The 16,128-nt window shown below is 62.6% G+C and carries 13 protein-coding genes; 9 read left to right on the forward strand and 4 right to left on the reverse strand.

The genetic code is table 11. The annotated features are described in order from the left end of the window. Positions 1-9 precede the first annotated feature (9 nt). Entirely contained in the window at positions 10-1,083 is a 1,074-nt protein-coding gene (rlmM, locus tag AC1RGE_RS31340; RefSeq protein WP_015634804.1) for a 23S rRNA (cytidine(2498)-2'-O)-methyltransferase RlmM, read from the forward strand. A gap of 191 nt (positions 1,084-1,274) precedes the next feature. Continuing rightward, positions 1,275-1,526 carry a sulfurtransferase TusA gene (gene tusA / locus AC1RGE_RS31345; protein ID WP_011060251.1) on the forward strand — a complete coding sequence of 84 codons (252 nt, stop codon included), beginning with the start codon at positions 1,275-1,277 and terminating at the stop codon, positions 1,524-1,526. On the opposite strand, the gene AC1RGE_RS31350 is transcribed toward tusA, so the two are convergent. Then, on the reverse strand, positions 1,523-2,932 hold the full coding sequence (locus AC1RGE_RS31350) for an MATE family efflux transporter (RefSeq protein WP_492585677.1): 1,410 nt from the start codon (positions 2,930-2,932) through the stop codon (positions 1,523-1,525). The two genes, tusA and AC1RGE_RS31350, sit on opposite strands and share 4 nt — an antisense overlap. Before the next feature lie 190 nt (positions 2,933-3,122). Between AC1RGE_RS31350 and pdxB the strand changes: the two genes are divergently transcribed. Then, complete coding sequence (gene pdxB / locus AC1RGE_RS31355) at positions 3,123-4,265, forward strand: 4-phosphoerythronate dehydrogenase PdxB (protein ID WP_492585679.1); 1,143 nt, start codon at positions 3,123-3,125, stop codon at positions 4,263-4,265. A gap of 57 nt (positions 4,266-4,322) precedes the next feature. Here pdxB and AC1RGE_RS31360 read toward each other — a convergent pair whose 3' ends face one another. Continuing rightward, entirely contained in the window at positions 4,323-4,502 is a 180-nt protein-coding gene (locus AC1RGE_RS31360) for a PA1571 family protein (protein ID WP_011060254.1), read from the reverse strand. Positions 4,503-4,761: 259 nt separating this feature from the next. Here AC1RGE_RS31360 and AC1RGE_RS31365 point away from each other — a divergent pair, with 259 nt between their 5' ends. Beyond that, positions 4,762-6,525, forward strand: a complete 1,764-nt coding sequence (locus AC1RGE_RS31365; RefSeq protein ID WP_162470467.1) for an ABC transporter transmembrane domain-containing protein — start codon at positions 4,762-4,764, stop codon at positions 6,523-6,525. Between the two features lie 203 nt (positions 6,526-6,728). On the opposite strand, the gene AC1RGE_RS31370 is transcribed toward AC1RGE_RS31365, so the two are convergent. After that, positions 6,729-8,657, reverse strand: coding sequence for a transglycosylase SLT domain-containing protein (locus AC1RGE_RS31370; protein ID WP_011060256.1), 1,929 nt, complete (start codon positions 8,655-8,657; stop codon positions 6,729-6,731). Between the two features lie 213 nt (positions 8,658-8,870). On the opposite strand from AC1RGE_RS31370, the gene AC1RGE_RS31375 reads away from it, so the two are divergent. Beyond that, complete coding sequence (locus tag AC1RGE_RS31375) at positions 8,871-10,790, forward strand: ATP-binding cassette domain-containing protein (RefSeq protein WP_492585681.1); 1,920 nt, start codon at positions 8,871-8,873, stop codon at positions 10,788-10,790. A 95-nt stretch (positions 10,791-10,885) separates the two neighbouring features. On the opposite strand, the gene AC1RGE_RS31380 is transcribed toward AC1RGE_RS31375, so the two are convergent. Beyond that, positions 10,886-11,323, reverse strand: a complete 438-nt coding sequence (locus AC1RGE_RS31380; protein ID WP_011060258.1) for a universal stress protein — start codon at positions 11,321-11,323, stop codon at positions 10,886-10,888. Positions 11,324-11,423: 100 nt separating this feature from the next. On the opposite strand from AC1RGE_RS31380, the gene AC1RGE_RS31385 reads away from it, so the two are divergent. The 4 genes from AC1RGE_RS31385 to AC1RGE_RS31400 all read left to right on the forward strand — a co-directional run bounded on the left by AC1RGE_RS31385 (position 11,424) and on the right by AC1RGE_RS31400 (position 16,103). Then, positions 11,424-11,861 carry a hypothetical protein gene (locus tag AC1RGE_RS31385; protein WP_015634809.1) on the forward strand — a complete coding sequence of 146 codons (438 nt, stop codon included), beginning with the start codon at positions 11,424-11,426 and terminating at the stop codon, positions 11,859-11,861. A 555-nt stretch (positions 11,862-12,416) separates the two neighbouring features. Next, the gene (fadB, locus tag AC1RGE_RS31390; protein WP_492585683.1) at positions 12,417-14,564 is read left to right on the forward strand and encodes a fatty acid oxidation complex subunit alpha FadB; all 2,148 of its coding nucleotides are present in this window, start codon (positions 12,417-12,419) and stop codon (positions 14,562-14,564) included. 28 nt (positions 14,565-14,592) lie between these two features. Further along, positions 14,593-15,768 (forward strand): acetyl-CoA C-acyltransferase FadA, encoded by a 1,176-nt coding sequence (gene fadA / locus AC1RGE_RS31395; protein ID WP_011060261.1) that lies wholly within the window; start codon positions 14,593-14,595, stop codon positions 15,766-15,768. 98 nt (positions 15,769-15,866) lie between these two features. Beyond that, complete coding sequence (locus AC1RGE_RS31400) at positions 15,867-16,103, forward strand: DUF1653 domain-containing protein (protein WP_019093731.1); 237 nt, start codon at positions 15,867-15,869, stop codon at positions 16,101-16,103. Positions 16,104-16,128 lie beyond the last annotated feature (25 nt).

The following is a 16,128-nucleotide window of genomic DNA, read 5'->3' on the forward strand; positions in this document are numbered from 1 at the left end:
GGAGATTCAATGAACACCCTGTTTATCCATTGCCGGCCCGGCTTCGAGGGCGAAGTCTGCTCCGAGATCGCCGACCACGCGGCCCGGCTGAATGTCGCCGGTTATGCCAAGGCCAAGCCCAGCACCGCCTGCGCCGAGTTCATCTGCACCGAGGACGACGGGGCCCAGCGTCTGATGCAGGGCCTGCGCTTCCCGGAGCTGATCTTTCCCCGGCAGTGGGCCCGGGGCGGCTTCATCGACCTGCCGGAAACCGACCGCATCAGCGTGATCCTTGCCTACCTGGCCAACTTCCCGCAGTGCGGCAGCCTGTGGCTGGAAGTGGTGGACACCAACGATGGCAAGGAGCTGTCCAACTTCTGCAAGAAGTTCGAAGCCCCCCTGCGCAAGGCCCTGACCGCGGCCGGCAAGCTGGTGGACGACGCGACCAAGCCACGCTTGTTGCTGACCTTCAAGAGCGGTCGGGAAGTCTTCGTCGGCCTGGCTGATGCCGGCAACTCGGCCATGTGGCCCATGGGCATTCCACGGCTGAAATTCCCCCGGGAAGCGCCGAGCCGCTCGACCCTGAAGCTGGAAGAGGCCTGGCACCATTTCATTCCTCGGGACCAGTGGGACGAGCGTCTGCATGGCGACATGACCGGCGTCGACCTGGGGGCTGCCCCGGGCGGCTGGACCTGGCAACTGGTCAACCGCGGCATGCTGGTGACCGCCGTGGACAACGGCCCCATGGCTGAAAGCCTGATGGACACTGGCCTGGTGCAGCACCTGATGGCGGACGGCTTTACCTACAAGCCCAGGCAGCCGGTGGACTGGATGGTCTGCGACATCGTCGAGAAACCGGCGCGCAACGCCGCGCTGCTGGAGACCTGGATCGGCGAGGGGCACTGCCGCGAGGCGGTGGTCAACCTCAAGCTGCCGATGAAGCAGCGCTATGCCGAAGTGAAGCGCTTGCTGGAGCGCATCGAAGAAGGCTTCAAGGCCCGGGGCATTCGCGTGGCCATTGGCTGCAAGCAGCTGTACCACGACCGCGAGGAAGTCACCTGCCACCTGCGGCGCCTGGATCTGAAAAAGCCCAAATCGGCGTAGTGCCCGCAACACCGCCCGCTTCCTGGTCGGAGCCGGCTTGCCGGCGAAAAAGGCCCCGCACTTGTGCAAGGCGTGAGGATGCCTTCGCTGGCAGCCAGCTCCTACGGCAGGACCGGGGCCGTGGAACGACAGCAACAGATGAACCGATGGCGGTATTGCGCGACAATGCCGGCCAGTTTCAGGAGTGATTCATGAGCCAGATTATCGATACGCCGGTTGACGGCACCCTCGACGCCACCGGCCTCAACTGCCCGGAGCCGGTGATGATGCTGCACCAGCACATCCGCGACCTGCCGCCGGGCGGGCTGTTGAAGGTGATTGCCACCGATCCCTCCACCCGCCGCGACATTCCCAAGTTCTGCGTGTTTCTCGACCATGAACTGGTAGCGCAGCAGGAAGAGGCAGGTACCTACCTCTACTGGATCCGCAAGAAGCTCGATTAACCCGCCGAGCGGCTGATGCGGATCTGCTTGCGCGCGCTGCGGGTCAGGCGGATCGACAGCATCAGCGCCGCGCAGCTCAAGCCCACGATCAGGCCTTCCCACAGGCCACTCGGGCCCCGCGCCGGGCCGAACCAGTCGGTCAGGCCCAGGGCGTAGCCCACCGGCAAGCCAATCCCCCAGTAGGCGAACAGGGTCAGGATCATGGTCACCCGAGTGTCCTGGTAGCCGCGCAATGCGCCTGCCGCCGTGACCTGGATGCCATCGGAAAACTGGAACAGCGCCGCATACACAATCAGCATCGAAGCGACCTGAATCACCATCGGGTCGGTGGTGTAGATGGTGGCGATGGGCTCACGCAGGAAGAACATCAGGCTCGCCGAAAGGCAGGCGTAGGCCAGTGACGTGGCCATGCCGACGCCGGCGCTGAAGCGCGCATTGCGGGGTTGCTGGCGGCCCAGGGCCTGGCCGACCCGCACGGTCACCGCCATGGCCAGGGAGTAGGGAATCATGAACATCAGGGCGCTGACGTTGAGGGCGATCTGGTGCCCGGCCACCACCGTGGCCCCCAGGCTGCCGATCAGCAGGGCGATCACCGCGAAAATGCTCGATTCGGCGAACACTGCAATGCCGATGGGCAGGCCGATGCTCAGCAAGCGCCCGATCATCGCCCCTTGCGGCCAGTCGAAGCGGCTGAACAACTGGATCTTGCGGTAGGCCGGTGCCCAGAAAATCCAGCCGGCCATGCCCAGCATCATGGCCCACATCACGATGGCCGTGGCCCAGCCGCAACCGACGCCGCCCATGGCCGGTACACCGAAATGGCCATAGATGAAGATGTAGTTGATGGGGATGTTCAGGGCCAGGCCTCCCAGGCCGATGACCATGCTCGGCACCGTGCGGCCCAGGCCATCGCTGAGGCAGCGCAGCACGTAGTACAGCGCTACCGCCGGCAAGCCACTGGCGATGCCGTGCAGGTAGCCCATGCAGGGCTTGATCAGTTCCGGATCGACATTCATCAGGTGCAGCACCGGCTCGGCACTGATCAGTATCAGCAGGGCCGAGATCCCGGCCACCACGGCGAGCCACAGTGCCTGGCGCACCAGCGGGCCGATCTCGTGCAGGTTGCCGGCGCCGAAGCGCTGCGCCACCTTGGGCGTGGTGGCCAGCAGGGTGCCGGTCATCAGCAGGAACACCGGAATCCAGACCGAGTTGCCCAGGGCGACGGCTGCCAGATCCCGCGGGCCGACCCGGCCGGCCATCACGGCATCGACAAAGCCCATGGCGGTGGTGGCCACCTGGGCAATCATGATGGGCAGGGCCAGTACCAGCAGGTCATGCAGTTCACGGCCGACCCGGGCAGGGCGGCTGGTGGCGGTGGCGGCAGGGGAGTCAGTCACGGAATTCACGGGGCGTAGCGTCCATAGGTGGTGTTGCGCAGGACGCGACAGTCTACGCGTTGACATCTCAGTCAGGAAAACATCCCGTGTTGTGGATTTGTAAGCGCCGGGAGTGGTGAAAATGCCGGTTCGCGCGCATGCCGCGCTAGCCCGGCCTGGCATCTGCGCCTACACTGCGGCTCCGCCAGAGGAGCCTGCCATGTTGATTGTTGCCGACGAAAATATCCCCCTGATCGAAGAGTTCTTTGCCGGTTTCGGCGAGATCCGGCGTTTCCCCGGGCGCGCCATCGACCGGGCGACCGTGGAGCAGGCAGATGTGTTGCTGGTGCGCTCGGTGACCCAGGTCGACCGCCAGTTGCTGGAAGGCAGCCCGGTGCGGTTTGTCGGCACCTGCACCATCGGCACCGATCACCTGGACCTGGAGCATTTCCAGCAGGCCGGGATCACCTGGTCCAGCGCCCCGGGCTGCAACGCCCGGGGCGTGGTGGACTATGTGCTGGGTAGCCTGCTGACCCTGGCCGAGATCGAAGGCGTGGACCTGGCGCAGCGTTGCTATGGCGTGGTCGGTGCCGGTGAAGTGGGCGGGCGCCTGATCGAGGTGCTGCGTGGCCTGGGCTGGAATGTGCTGGTCTGCGATCCGCAGCGGCAGGCGGCGGAAGGCGGCGACTATGTCAGCCTGGAGCAGTTGCTCGAGCGTTGCGATGTCATCAGCTTGCACACACCCCTGACCAAGAGCGGGCAAGACTCCACCTGGCACCTGCTGGATCGCCAGCGGCTGAACCGGCTCAGGCACGGCACCTGGCTGATCAACGCGGCCCGTGGCCCGGTGGTGGATAACCGGGCCCTGGCTGAGGTGCTGCGCCAGCGCGAGGACTTGCAGGCGGTGCTGGATGTCTGGGAGGAGGAGCCGACGGTGGATGCTTCCCTGGCGGACCTCTGCGTGCTGGCGACGCCGCATATCGCCGGTTACAGCCTGGACGGCAAGCAACGGGGCACGGCGCAGATCTACCAGGCCTACTGCCGTTTCCTCGGGCAGGCCGAGCAGGTCAGCCTGTCGGCCTTGCTGCCGGCGCCCTGGGTGCCTCAGGTCAGCCTGAATGCCAATGCGAACCCGGCCTGGGCCCTGGCGATGATCTGTCGTGCCGTGTATGACCCGCGTCGTGACGATGCGGATTTTCGCCGTAGCCTGTCGGATGATGTAGCTCAGCAGCGCAGCGCCTTCGATGGTCTGCGCAAGCATTATCCGGAGCGCCGCGAGATCGACGGCCTGGAAGTGCGCATCCAGGGCGAGTCCGCGGCCTTGAGCCGGACCGTCCGTGCCTTGGGTGCCAGGGAAGCCTGAAACCGCGCATAAAAAACCCGGCCGCAAGGCCGGGTCAAGAGGACGTGAGGCTGTGTGTCAATCTTGCCGAGCAGGCTTGACCAGTCGCTTTTCCAGTTCGCGGCAGGCGTTCTGGATCATGTCTTCAGTAATAGGTACTTCGCGACCCTGGGCGTCGATGATGGCACACCCCAGAGACTGGTTCGGCTGGGTACGGATCACTTGAATCTTGTCATTGCTGCTGTGTTGCAAGGACATGGCCTGTCTCCTCATCAGGTTGTGTGCTTACTCTAGAATGGCCGGGTGACCAAGCTGTTACAGACCGCCGCGAGGGCTGGCCCGGCGACTTCACTCCAACAGAAATGCCCGGGGAGTGCCAGCCACGGATTAGACCGATAATCTCTAGGCTCTAGTGTCAGCGGTCATAATCAACCTGACTCATTGTGATTTACCAAAGTTCCTGCGAATTCATCTCGTTGCCGTTGCTGCAACGAACGGCTCGCCGGTGCGTCAATGGATGAACAGCATGCTTTCTTCTCGTCACCGCCGGGCGCTGCATCTGGCCAGCCGCTTTGTCGCTCCCTACCGTTGGCAGGCGCTGGGCGCCTTGCTGGCACTGATAGTTACCGCCGGCATTACCCTGTCCATGGGGCAGGGCATTCGCCTGTTGGTGGACCAGGGCTTCATGACTCAATCGCCCCATCTGTTGAACCAGTCCATCGGCTTGTTCCTGCTGCTGGTACTGGCGCTGGCGGTGGGTACCTTCGTGCGCTTTTACCTGGTGTCGTGGATTGGCGAGCGTTGCGTGGCGGATATCCGGCGCCAGGTGTTCAATCACCTGATCTACCTGCATCCCGGGTTCTACGAAAACAACCGCAGCTCGGAAATCCAGTCGCGCTTGACCGCGGATACCACCTTGCTGCAATCGGTGATCGGGTCTTCGCTGTCGCTGTTTTTGCGCAATGCGCTGATGGTGCTGGGGGGGATCGTGCTGCTGTTTGTCACCAACCCCAAGCTCACCAGCATTGTGGTCATCGCCTTGCCGCTGGTGCTGGCGCCAATCCTGATCTTCGGTCGGCGGGTGCGCAGCCTGTCGCGCCTGAGCCAGGACCGGATTGCCGATGTCGGCAGCTATGTCTCGGAAACCCTCGGCCAGATCAAGACGGTCCAGGCCTACAACCACCAACCTCAGGATGAACGGCGGTTTGCCGTGACCGTGGAGCAGGCGTTCGACACGGCGCGCAAGCGGATTGTCCAGCGTGCCTGGCTGATCACCCTGGTGATCGTCCTGGTGCTGGGGGCGGTGGGGGTGATGCTCTGGGTCGGTGGCATGGACGTGATTGCCGGGCGCATCTCCGGCGGCGAGCTGGCGGCATTCGTCTTCTACAGCCTGATTGTCGGCAGTGCCTTCGGCACCCTGAGCGAAGTGATCGGCGAGTTGCAGCGCGCGGCCGGCGCGGCGGAGCGGATTGCCGAATTGCTGCGGGCGGACAATATCATCCAGCCGCCCGCCGACGGGCTGGTAAGCCTGCCGGCGCGGGTGCGGGGTGATCTGGAGCTGGACGGGCTGCGGTTTTCCTATCCGTCGCGGCCCGACCGCTTCGCGATCGATGGTTTGAGCCTGAGCATCCGGGCCGGAGAGACTCTGGCCTTGGTGGGGCCTTCCGGGGCTGGTAAATCCACCCTTTATGATCTGTTGCTGCGCTTCTACGACCCGCAGCAGGGAAGGATCCTGCTGGATGGCGTGGCCCTGACCCAGCTCGACCCGCTGGACCTGCGTCGCTGCTTCGCCCTGGTTTCGCAAAGCCCGGCGCTGTTCTACGGCAGCATCGAGGAGAACATTCGCTACGGCAATCCCGAGGCGACCCTGGCCCAGGTCCAGGAAGCGGCGAAGATCGCCTATGCCCATGAGTTCATCGAACAGATGCCCGAGGGTTATCAGACCCACCTGGGGGATGCCGGGCTTGGCCTTTCGGGCGGCCAGCGCCAGCGCCTGGCGATAGCTAGGGCCTTGCTGGTGGACGCGCCGATCCTGCTACTGGACGAAGCCACCAGCGCCCTGGACGCGCAAAGCGAGCACCTGATCCAGCAGGCCTTGCCCAGCCTGATGAAGAACCGCACCACCCTGGTGATCGCCCATCGCCTGGCCACGGTGAAGAATGCCGACCGGATCGCGGTCATGGACCAGGGCAGGCTGGTCGCGGTGGGTACCCATCAGCAACTGATTGCCAGCAACCCCTTGTATGCGCGCCTGGCGGCCCTGCAATTCAGCGATGGCTGAGCCCACGCACCCCTGAGCTCTGTAGTCGCTGCCGCGCCTGCGAGGCTGCGCACGAGCACGTAGTCCTCGCCAACGTAGCGAGCGCTTTACGGCCACTTCGCGCCCGGTCGCAGGCTCGGCAGCGGCTACAGGTATTGGGGGGTGTTAGGGGAGATACAAAAATGCCCGCATTGCTGCGGGCATTTTTTGTTGTGGGGCGGTGCTTACTGATCGTCGAAGTAGCGTTCGTGCCAGTCCACCAGGGGTTGCGGCGAATTGAGCTTCTGGCCGTAGATCACCGAGTAGGACAGTACGTTCTGCACGTACTGGCGGGTTTCGTCGAAAGGAATGCTTTCCACCCAGACATCGAAACTCAGGTGGTCGGCCCCCTTGAGCCACTGGCGCACCCGCCCGGGGCCGGCGTTGTAGGCGGCGGAAGCCAGTACCCGGTTGCCGTTGAACTGGCTGTGGACCTGGCTCAGGTAGGCGGCACCCAACTGGATGTTCTTGTCCGGGTCCAGCACTTGCTGGGGCGAGGCCAGGGGAATGCTGAACTTGCGCGCGGTTTCCTTGGCGGTGCCGGGCATCAGTTGCATCAGGCCGCTGGCGCCGACGCCGGAACGGGCGTCGTCCATGAAGGCGCTTTCCTGGCGGGTAATGGCGAACACCCAGCTGGAATGCAGGCCGCGAACCTTGGCTTCGCGCACCAGGGTGTCGCGGTGGGCCATGGGGAAGCGGATGTCCAGGTCATCCCAGTACTGGGCCTGGCTGATGGTGCGAATGGCCGGGAAGTACCATTTCAGGTCGTAGGCCAGCTTGGCCTGGGCAACCATTTCGTCGCGGTTGAAATGCCGGCTGACGTGGTACCACTCGCGGCGGCCGTCGACGATCTGCCCGCGGGCATGCAGCTCCAGGGCGCGGCGTACACCCGGGGTGTTGCGTACCTTGTTGATCACGGCCTGGCTGAGCATCAGCGGCTGGTTGTTGAGCTGGTAGGGCGCCTTGGCGTGATCGGCGGCAAGGAAACCGTAGAAATCCCGCTCCCGGGCCAGGCCCTTGAACAATACCTGGGCCTGAGGGTTCTTCGGTTCGGCCAGTTCCAGGCTACGGGCCTGCCAGTAGCGCCAGCGGTTGGTGGTGGCCAGGTCCTGGGGCAGCTTGCGGGTCAGCTGGTAGGCGTCTTCCCAGCGCGCCAGGCGCAGCAGCAGGCGCAGGCGCCATTCGGAGACGGTGTTGTCCCGCAGCTCGGGATCGTACTTGGTCATCACGTCCAGGGCGCGGCTGTCGAAGCGCCGTGCCAGGGTCAGGCCGATCTCGCGGGCGATGGCCACTTTTTCGTCACGGGAAAAGTGCATGCTGCTGGCATAGCCATCCAGCAGGGCCATGGCCTTGTCCGGATCCTGGCGCGCCAGGCGGCGCAGGCCGAGGCCAACCACGTCGGACATGGCTTCATCGGCAGGCTGGAAGCGCGAGGGCTGGCTCAGCAGTTCGGGTTTTTGCGCCACGTCCACCAGCAGGCGGCCCTGGGGCGCCAGGGTGGTCATGCTCTTTACCAGGCTGTTGGCCAGGGGGTAGTTGCGGGCCTCGGCGGCCAGTTTGGCTCGCTGCCAGCGCTTCTGTTCGGTCAACTGGCCTTCGGCGGCCCACTGGGCGAACAACGCGTCGCAGGCAGCAGGTTGGGATTTGCCGGTCAGCCAGAGCTTCTCGGTGGCGGCGTAGCCTTCGGCCTTGAGGTTGTGCCCCAGCTGGTACTGGCCATTGAGGCAGTCCAGTTCGGTGAAGTTGAGTTTCGGATCGTAGTACTTGGTGAAGGTCGCCCAGTCGCCGCGTTCGGCCAGCCAGCGCAACCAGCGCAGTTTCATCCAGTTGGCCTGGGGCAGGTCGCCATGTTCGGCGAGGAACTTCTCGATCTCGGGGTTGCTGGCGGATTTCAGCCGGGCGGTGAGCTCGTCGTAGGCCAGGTAGGGCTCCAGCGGATAGTCGCGTAGCGCATCGGCATAACGGAAATAGGGGCCGGAATCGCCTTTGGCCAGGGCGCGCTTGGCTTCATCGTAATACTGGCGCTGTAGAGTCAGGTCTGCCGCCTGGGCGCAGTGGACGGCTGTGGTGGAAAGAAGCAGGCAAGATAAAACACTGAAAAGGCGACTGCGCATGAGACATCCGGGCAGAGAAATCATGACAAGTGCCGACAGGGCCAACACTGATTGCTCACTAGCTTAGCCTTTTGCCAGCAACCGGTGAAAGCTTTGCCGGCCTGCTGGCATCAGTTGGCAACAAATGTGCCGCGAGCGCCCTCGTGGGCGAAATACCCGGCCTTCTGCGGGCTCAACTCAGGTAGAATGCGCGCCCGGTTTTTGGAGAAGAACATGACCCTGCTCAAATTCAGCGATGTGTCCCTTGCTTTCGGCGCCATGCCGTTGTTGGACAAGGTGTCCTGGCAGATCGCCCGTGGTGAGCGGGTGTGCATCATCGGCCGTAACGGTACTGGCAAATCCAGCATGATGAAGCTGGTCAAGGGCGATCAGAAGCCCGACGACGGCTCCGTATGGCGCGCACCCGGTCTGAAGATCGGCGAATTGCCTCAGGAATTGCCGGTGGCCGACGAGCGGACCGTGTTCGACGTGGTCGCCCAGGGCCTGGACGGTGTCGGCGAGTTGCTGGCTCAGTACCACCACCTGAGCCAGAACATCGTCACCGACGCCGATCTGGAAAAACTGATGCACGTCCAGCACGACCTCGAAGCCCGTGACGGCTGGCGCCTGCAACAATTGGTGGACAGCACCCTGAGCCGCCTGCAACTGCCGGCCGACAAGACCCTCGCCGAGTTGTCCGGCGGCTGGCGTCGTCGCGTGCTGCTGGCCCAGGCCCTGGTGTCCGAGCCGGACCTGCTGCTGCTCGACGAGCCCACCAACCACCTGGACATTGGTGCCATCGCCTGGCTGGAAGAGGCGCTGAAGGATTTCCAGGGGGCGGTCCTCTTTATTACCCACGACCGTTCCTTCCTGCAGAACCTGGCCACCCGAATCCTCGAGCTGGACCGCGGCGGACTGATCGACTGGAACGGCGACTACGCCAGCTTCCTGGTGCACAAGGAAGCCATGCTGGCGGCGGAAGAAACCGCCAACGCGCTGTTCGACAAGCGCCTGGCCCAGGAGGAAGTCTGGATTCGCCAGGGCATCAAGGCCCGGCGCACCCGCAACGAAGGCCGCGTGCGCGCCCTCAAGGCGCTGCGTGTCGAGCGCAGCGAACGTCGCGAGCGTACCGGCAAGGCCAATATCCAGCTGGAAACCGCAGACAAGTCCGGCAAGCAGGTGATGGTGCTGGAGAACGTCAGCTTCGCTCACCCGGACGGTCCGTTCCTGGTCAAGGACTTCTCCATGGTCCTGCAGCGCGGCGATCGCATCGGCCTCTTGGGCGCCAACGGTACCGGCAAGACCACGCTGCTCAAGCTGATGCTCGGTGGCCTGGTGCCCAGCAGCGGTAAGGTGGAAGAGGGGACGCGTATCGACGTGGCCTACTTCGACCAGTTGCGCCATCAGCTGGATCTGGAAAAGACCGTGATCGACAACGTCGCCGAAGGTCGCGACTTCATCGAGATCGATGGCCAGAGCCGCCACGTGCTGAGCTACCTCGGCGACTTCCTGTTCAGCCCGCAGCGTGCTCGCACGCCGGTCAAGGCGTTGTCTGGCGGCGAACGTGCGCGGTTGCTGCTGGCCAAGCTGTTCAGTAAACCGGCCAACCTGCTGGTGCTCGATGAACCGACCAACGACCTGGATGTAGAAACCCTCGAACTGCTGGAAGAGGTGCTGCTGACCTTCCAGGGCACTGTGCTGATGGTCAGCCACGACCGGGCATTCCTCGACAACGTTGTGACCAGCACCCTGGTCTTCGAAGGCGAAGGCAAGGTGCGCGAGTACGTCGGCGGCTACCAGGACTGGTTGCGCCAGGGCGGTTCGCCGCGGTTGCTGGGGGTGACCGAGAACAAGTCCGGCAAGGCCGAGCTGAATTCTGCAGTGGTGGCATCGGTACAGGCGGCTCCGGCTCCTGTCCAGGAAGCGCCGGCGGCGAAAAAGAAGCTCAGCTACAAATTGCAGCGCGAGCTTGAGGCTTTGCCGGGGCAGATCGATGCCATGGAGCAGCAGATCGCCGGGGTCGAGGCGGAAATGGCCGACGCTGGTTTCTATCAGCGCCCGGCGGCGGAAACTGCAGCGGTAATTGCCCGCCTTGAGCAGTTGAATGCCGAACTGGAGCAGATGGTCGAGCGCTGGGCCGAACTGGATGCCTGAGTGACCGGTTGCTGATAAAAAAGCCCGACTGCAGAGTCGGGCTTTTTTTCAGTGCGCTTGCCAGCTTTTGGGAGCCGGCAACCCTCGGGGCGGGTTCAGCGTTTGACCAGGTGCACGGCCAGCACGTCGCAAGGCGCGCCGTGCAGGACGTCATTGGCGGTGGAGCCCAGTAGCAGGGCCAGGCCATGTCGGCCGTGGCTGCCGACCACGATCAGGTCGCATTCCTGTTCCTTGGCCAGGTGATGGATTTCCTGGCGCGGCTGGCCGTAGGTCAGGTGACTGTATTCCTTGGTCAGCTCCGGGTACTTGTTGATCAGCCGATCGAGACGCTCCCGGGCCTGGTCGAACTGTTGCTGCTGCAATTGCGAAAGATCCATGGGGACGTCGCCCCCGAAGGCCATGGCCATGGGTTCGACAATGTGCACCAGGGACAGCTTGGCTCCATTGCTCACCGACAGCTCGCGAGCACGGTGGATAACAGGATCGCACTCTTCGGTTAGATCTACGGCGACCAGAATATGGTGGTAGGGCATGAGGTGCTCCTCCTGAGGGTTGCAATAGCTTCAAGTATGGCTGGTTTCAAGCGGGTTGGTTTGACCCAGGTCCCGCTCATCAAAAATCGAGAGTACAGATATGACGGTCTGGATAGTGGTGTCAATCCTTGCGGTAGTTCTCAGTCCGCTGGCGTGGTTGCGACCTTCTCGTCGCCAGAGCGGGTTGATCGCCTTGCGCATGGAGGCGCGACGCATGGGCCTGGCCATGCAACTGGCCCCTCAGGAGTGGCCGCACTGGCTGGGCCAGGAGCCGCCCAACCCTTGCCCGCAGTATCACCGGCCACGGCGCAGCGGGCAGCCTGTGTGTTGGAGTTATTGGCAGATCGCGCCGGGCAACTGGGTCAACCAGTGGCGCGAGCCCTGTGTCGATGAGCCACTGCTCAAGCACTTCCAGGCCTTGCCGGCAGGGGTGTTCAAGGTCGAGGCGGACAAGCAGATGATCGCCCTGTACTGGAACGAGCGTGGCGAGGTCAGTGTTTTGCAGGATATTGCCTCGGTGCTCAAGGCGTTGGCCTGAGTCATCCAGGGGAGGGTGCGCGCGGCAATCGCGGGCAGCCGGCAATAAAAAGCCCGATATCAGCATCGGGCGGGGATGGCCAGGCAGGCCGGTAATCTCGTGGCTGCCACCCGGGGTGGCCTCTTGCAGAATGGGGCGGTGCCCCTGTCGCACAAACTGTGCGGCTTCTTCAGATATTTTCCCAGCGTAGTCGCTCTTTCTCCCATTCAGTGGGAGATTTAGGGCGCATTTTCTAAATATAGATCCTATGAATGGTTATGAATGCAGGGGCGTGTTGATCGTCCAGGGAGCAGTGGAGTGACCGCAAAGTCGCGTTTCAAACAGCATTTTGGACGATTGACAATTGCTGGATTTTCCCTGAATGTGGCGTACCCAAATCAAACGGGCGTATGAAATGAGCGTTTGCATCGCAGGCGGCTCTATACAGAATCCCGACTATCGCGTTGGCGGGTGTGCCTGGCGGATTGGCGTTAGCATCGACGGTGACGTTAGTGCCATGCCAGAAGTCAGCGTCCGACGTGTACTGTTCAGCTTCCATATCGTGGAGATCAGTTGATGATTTACGAAGGTAAAGCCATCACGGTTAAGGCTCTTGAAAGTGGCATCGTCGAATTGAATTTCGACCTCAAGGGTGAGTCCGTCAACAAGTTCAACCGTCTAACCCTGAACGAATTGCGTCAGGCTGTTGACACCATCAAGGCAGATGCTTCGATCAAGGGCGTGATCGTCAGCAGCGGCAAGGACGTGTTCATCGTCGGCGCCGACATCACCGAGTTTGTCGACAACTTCAAGCTGCCGGATGCCGAGCTGGTGGCAGGCAACCTCGAAGCCAACAAGATCTTCAGCGATTTCGAAGACCTCAACGTGCCAACCGTTGCCGCGATCAACGGCATCGCCCTGGGCGGCGGCCTGGAAATGTGCCTGGCGGCGGACTACCGCGTCATGGCTGCCAGTGCCAAGATCGGCCTGCCGGAAGTCAAGCTGGGCATCTACCCGGGCTTCGGCGGTACCGTGCGCCTGCCGCGTCTGATCGGTGCCGACAACGCCATCGAGTGGATTGCCGCCGGCAAGGAAAACCGTGCTGAAGACGCGCTGAAAGTTGGTGCCGTCGACGCCGTGGTTGCTCCCGACAAACTCAAGGACGCCGCTCTGGCCCTGGTCAAGCGCGCCATTTCCGGCGAGTTCGACTACAAGGCCAAGCGCCAGCCTAAGCTGGAAAAGCTCAAGCTCAACGCCATTGAGCAGATGATGGCTTTCGAAACCGCCAAAGGTTTCGTGGCCGGCCAGGCTGGCCCGAACTACCCGGCACCGGTCGAAGCGATCAAGACCATTCAGAAAGCCGCCAACTTTGGCCGCGACAAAGCCTTGGAAGTAGAGGCCGCCGGCTTCGTCAAACTGGCCAAGACCTCTGCTGCGCAAAGCCTGATCGGCCTGTTCCTGAACGATCAGGAACTGAAGAAAAAGGCCAAGGCCTACGACGAAATCGCCAAGGACGTGAAGCTGGCCGCCGTACTCGGCGCCGGTATCATGGGTGGCGGCATCGCCTACCAGTCGGCCTCCAAAGGCACGCCGATCCTGATGAAGGACATCAACGAACACGGCATCGAGCAGGGTCTGGCGGAAGCCGCGAAACTGCTGGTGGGCCGCGTTGACAAAGGCCGCATGACCGCCGCGAAGATGGCTGAAGTGCTCAACGGCATTCGTCCGACCCTGTCCTACGGTGACTTCGGCAACGTCGATCTGGTGGTTGAAGCCGTGGTCGAGAACCCAAAGGTCAAGCAGATCGTGCTGGCTGAAGTGGAAGGCCAGGTCAAGGAGGACACCATCCTGGCGTCCAACACCTCGACCATTTCCATCAGCCTGCTGGCCAAGGCCCTCAAGCGTCCGGAAAACTTCGTCGGCATGCACTTCTTCAACCCGGTGCACATGATGCCGCTGGTGGAAGTGATCCGTGGCGAGAAGTCCAGCGAGCTGGCGGTAGCGACCACCGTTGCCTACGCCAAGAAAATGGGCAAGAACCCGATCGTGGTCAACGACTGCCCGGGCTTTTTGGTCAACCGCGTGCTGTTCCCGTACTTCGGCGGTTTCGCCAAGCTGGTCAGCGCCGGTGTGGACTTCGTGCGCATCGACAAGATCATGGAGAAATTCGGCTGGCCAATGGGCCCGGCGTACCTGATGGACGTGGTCGGCATCGACACCGGCCACCACGGTCGTGACGTCATGGCCGAAGGCTTCCCGGATCGCATGAAGGACGATCGCCGCTCGGCCGTGGACGTGCTCTACGAAGCCAAGCGCCTGGGCCAGAAGAACGGCAAGGGCTTCTACGCCTACGAAACCGACAAGAAGGGCAAGCAGAAGAAGGTGGCCGATCCGTCGGTGCTGGAAGTGCTCAAGCCGATTGTCTACGAGCAGCGTGAAGTCACCGACGAAGACATCATCAACTGGATGATGATCCCGTTGTGCCTGGAAACCGTTCGTTGCCTGGAAGACGGCATCGTTGAAACCGCTGCCGAAGCTGACATGGGCCTGGTCTACGGCATTGGTTTCCCTCCATTCCGTGGCGGTGCGCTGCGCTACATCGATTCCATCGGTGTTGCCGAGTTCGTTGCCCTGGCCGACCAGTACGCCGATCTGGGCGCGCTGTACCACCCGACCGCGAAGCTGCGTGAAATGGCCAAGAACGGCCAGAGCTTCTTCGGTTAAGCGCCCACACTAGAGCGAGAGTGAACATATGAGCTTGAATCCTAGAGACGTCGTGATTGTCGACTTCGGTCGTACTCCGATGGGCCGCTCCAAGGGCGGCATGCACCGCAACACCCGCGCCGAAGACATGTCGGCGCACCTGATCAGCAAACTGCTGGAACGCAACGCCAAGGTCGACCCGGCGGAAGTCGAGGACGTGATCTGGGGCTGCGTCAACCAGACCCTGGAGCAGGGCTGGAACATCGCACGCATGGCGTCGCTGATGACCCAGATCCCGCACACCTCGGCCGGCCAGACCGTCAGCCGCCTGTGTGGCTCGTCCATGAGTGCTTTGCACACTGCCGCGCAAGCGATCATGACCGGCAACGGTGACGTGTTCGTGGTCGGCGGCGTCGAGCACATGGGCCACGTGAGCATGATGCACGGTGTCGATCCGAACCCGCACATGTCCCTGTACGCAGCCAAAGCCTCCGGCATGATGGGCCTGACCGCCGAGATGCTGGGCAAGATGCACGGCATCACCCGTGAGCAGCAGGACGCCTTTGGCGTGCGCTCCCACCAGCTCGCCCACAAGGCGACTGTGGAAGGCAAGTTCAAGGATGAAATCATCCCGATGCAGGGTTACGACGAGAACGGTTTCCTGAAACTGTTCGACTACGACGAAACCATCCGTCCCGAGACCACCCTGGAGAGCCTGGCGGCCCTGAAGCCGGCGTTCAACCCTAAAGGTGGTACCGTGACTGCCGGTACTTCGTCGCAGATCACCGACGGTGCCTCGTGCATGATCGTGATGTCGGCCCAGCGTGCCCAGGACCTGGGTATCCAGCCGATGGCGGTGATTCGTTCGATGGCCGTTGCAGGTGTGGATCCGGCCATCATGGGCTATGGTCCAGTACCGGCCACGCAGAAAGCCCTGAAGCGCGCGGGCCTGGGCATCAACGATATCGACTTCTTCGAGCTCAACGAAGCTTTCGCTGCACAGGCCCTGCCAGTGCTGAAAGATCTGAAAGTGCTCGACAAGATGAACGAGAAGGTTAACCTGCACGGCGGCGCGATCGCCCTGGGTCACCCGTTCGGTTGCTCCGGCGCACGTATCTCCGGGACCCTGCTCAACGTCATGAAGCAGAATGGCGGCACCTTCGGGGTGTCCACCATGTGCATCGGCCTTGGCCAGGGTATCTCGACCGTCTTCGAACGCGTTTAAGCGTTGGGTTGATGGAAGCCGGGGCCCAGTGCCCCGGTTTTTGTTTTTCTGAAGATTTGTTTGTCTTTATTTTGAAAAAATTGCACGAGGGCCAGAGCATGCAGTTACAACCCGGGCTCTATCAGCATTACAAGGGGCCGCAGTACCGCGTTTTCAGCGTGGCGCGGCACTCGGAAACGGAAGAAGAAGTGGTGTTCTACCAAGCCCTGTATGGGGATTACGGCTTTTGGGTGCGGCCCTTGAGCATGTTCCTGGAGTCGGTCGAAGTTGACGGCGAGCAGGTCCCGCGCTTTGCTTTGGTGCAGGCCGAACCCAGTCTTTTTTCACCGGCATGAGTACAGGTCGCGCAGTACCCTGCGC

The sequence above is a fragment of the Pseudomonas sp. GW823-FHT02C05 genome, assembly GCF_058797595.1.

Excerpts from the sequence above, each read along its gene's own strand:
- AC1RGE_RS31380 (WP_011060258.1), bottom strand. The coding sequence starts at position 11,323 with ATGCCCTACCACCATATTCTGGTCGCCGTAGATCTAACCGAAGAGTGC.
- AC1RGE_RS31385 (WP_015634809.1), top strand. The coding sequence starts at position 11,424 with ATGACGGTCTGGATAGTGGTGTCAATCCTTGCGGTAGTTCTCAGTCCG.
- AC1RGE_RS31400 (WP_019093731.1), top strand. The coding sequence starts at position 15,867 with ATGCAGTTACAACCCGGGCTCTATCAGCATTACAAGGGGCCGCAGTAC.
- AC1RGE_RS31360 (WP_011060254.1), bottom strand. The coding sequence starts at position 4,502 with ATGTCCTTGCAACACAGCAGCAATGACAAGATTCAAGTGATCCGTACC.
- fadA (WP_011060261.1), top strand. The coding sequence starts at position 14,593 with ATGAGCTTGAATCCTAGAGACGTCGTGATTGTCGACTTCGGTCGTACT.
- rlmM (WP_015634804.1), top strand. The coding sequence starts at position 10 with ATGAACACCCTGTTTATCCATTGCCGGCCCGGCTTCGAGGGCGAAGTC.
- pdxB (WP_492585679.1), top strand. The coding sequence starts at position 3,123 with ATGTTGATTGTTGCCGACGAAAATATCCCCCTGATCGAAGAGTTCTTT.
- AC1RGE_RS31365 (WP_162470467.1), top strand. The coding sequence starts at position 4,762 with ATGAACAGCATGCTTTCTTCTCGTCACCGCCGGGCGCTGCATCTGGCC.
- AC1RGE_RS31375 (WP_492585681.1), top strand. The coding sequence starts at position 8,871 with ATGACCCTGCTCAAATTCAGCGATGTGTCCCTTGCTTTCGGCGCCATG.
- AC1RGE_RS31370 (WP_011060256.1), bottom strand. The coding sequence starts at position 8,657 with ATGCGCAGTCGCCTTTTCAGTGTTTTATCTTGCCTGCTTCTTTCCACC.
- tusA (WP_011060251.1), top strand. The coding sequence starts at position 1,275 with ATGAGCCAGATTATCGATACGCCGGTTGACGGCACCCTCGACGCCACC.
- fadB (WP_492585683.1), top strand. The coding sequence starts at position 12,417 with ATGATTTACGAAGGTAAAGCCATCACGGTTAAGGCTCTTGAAAGTGGC.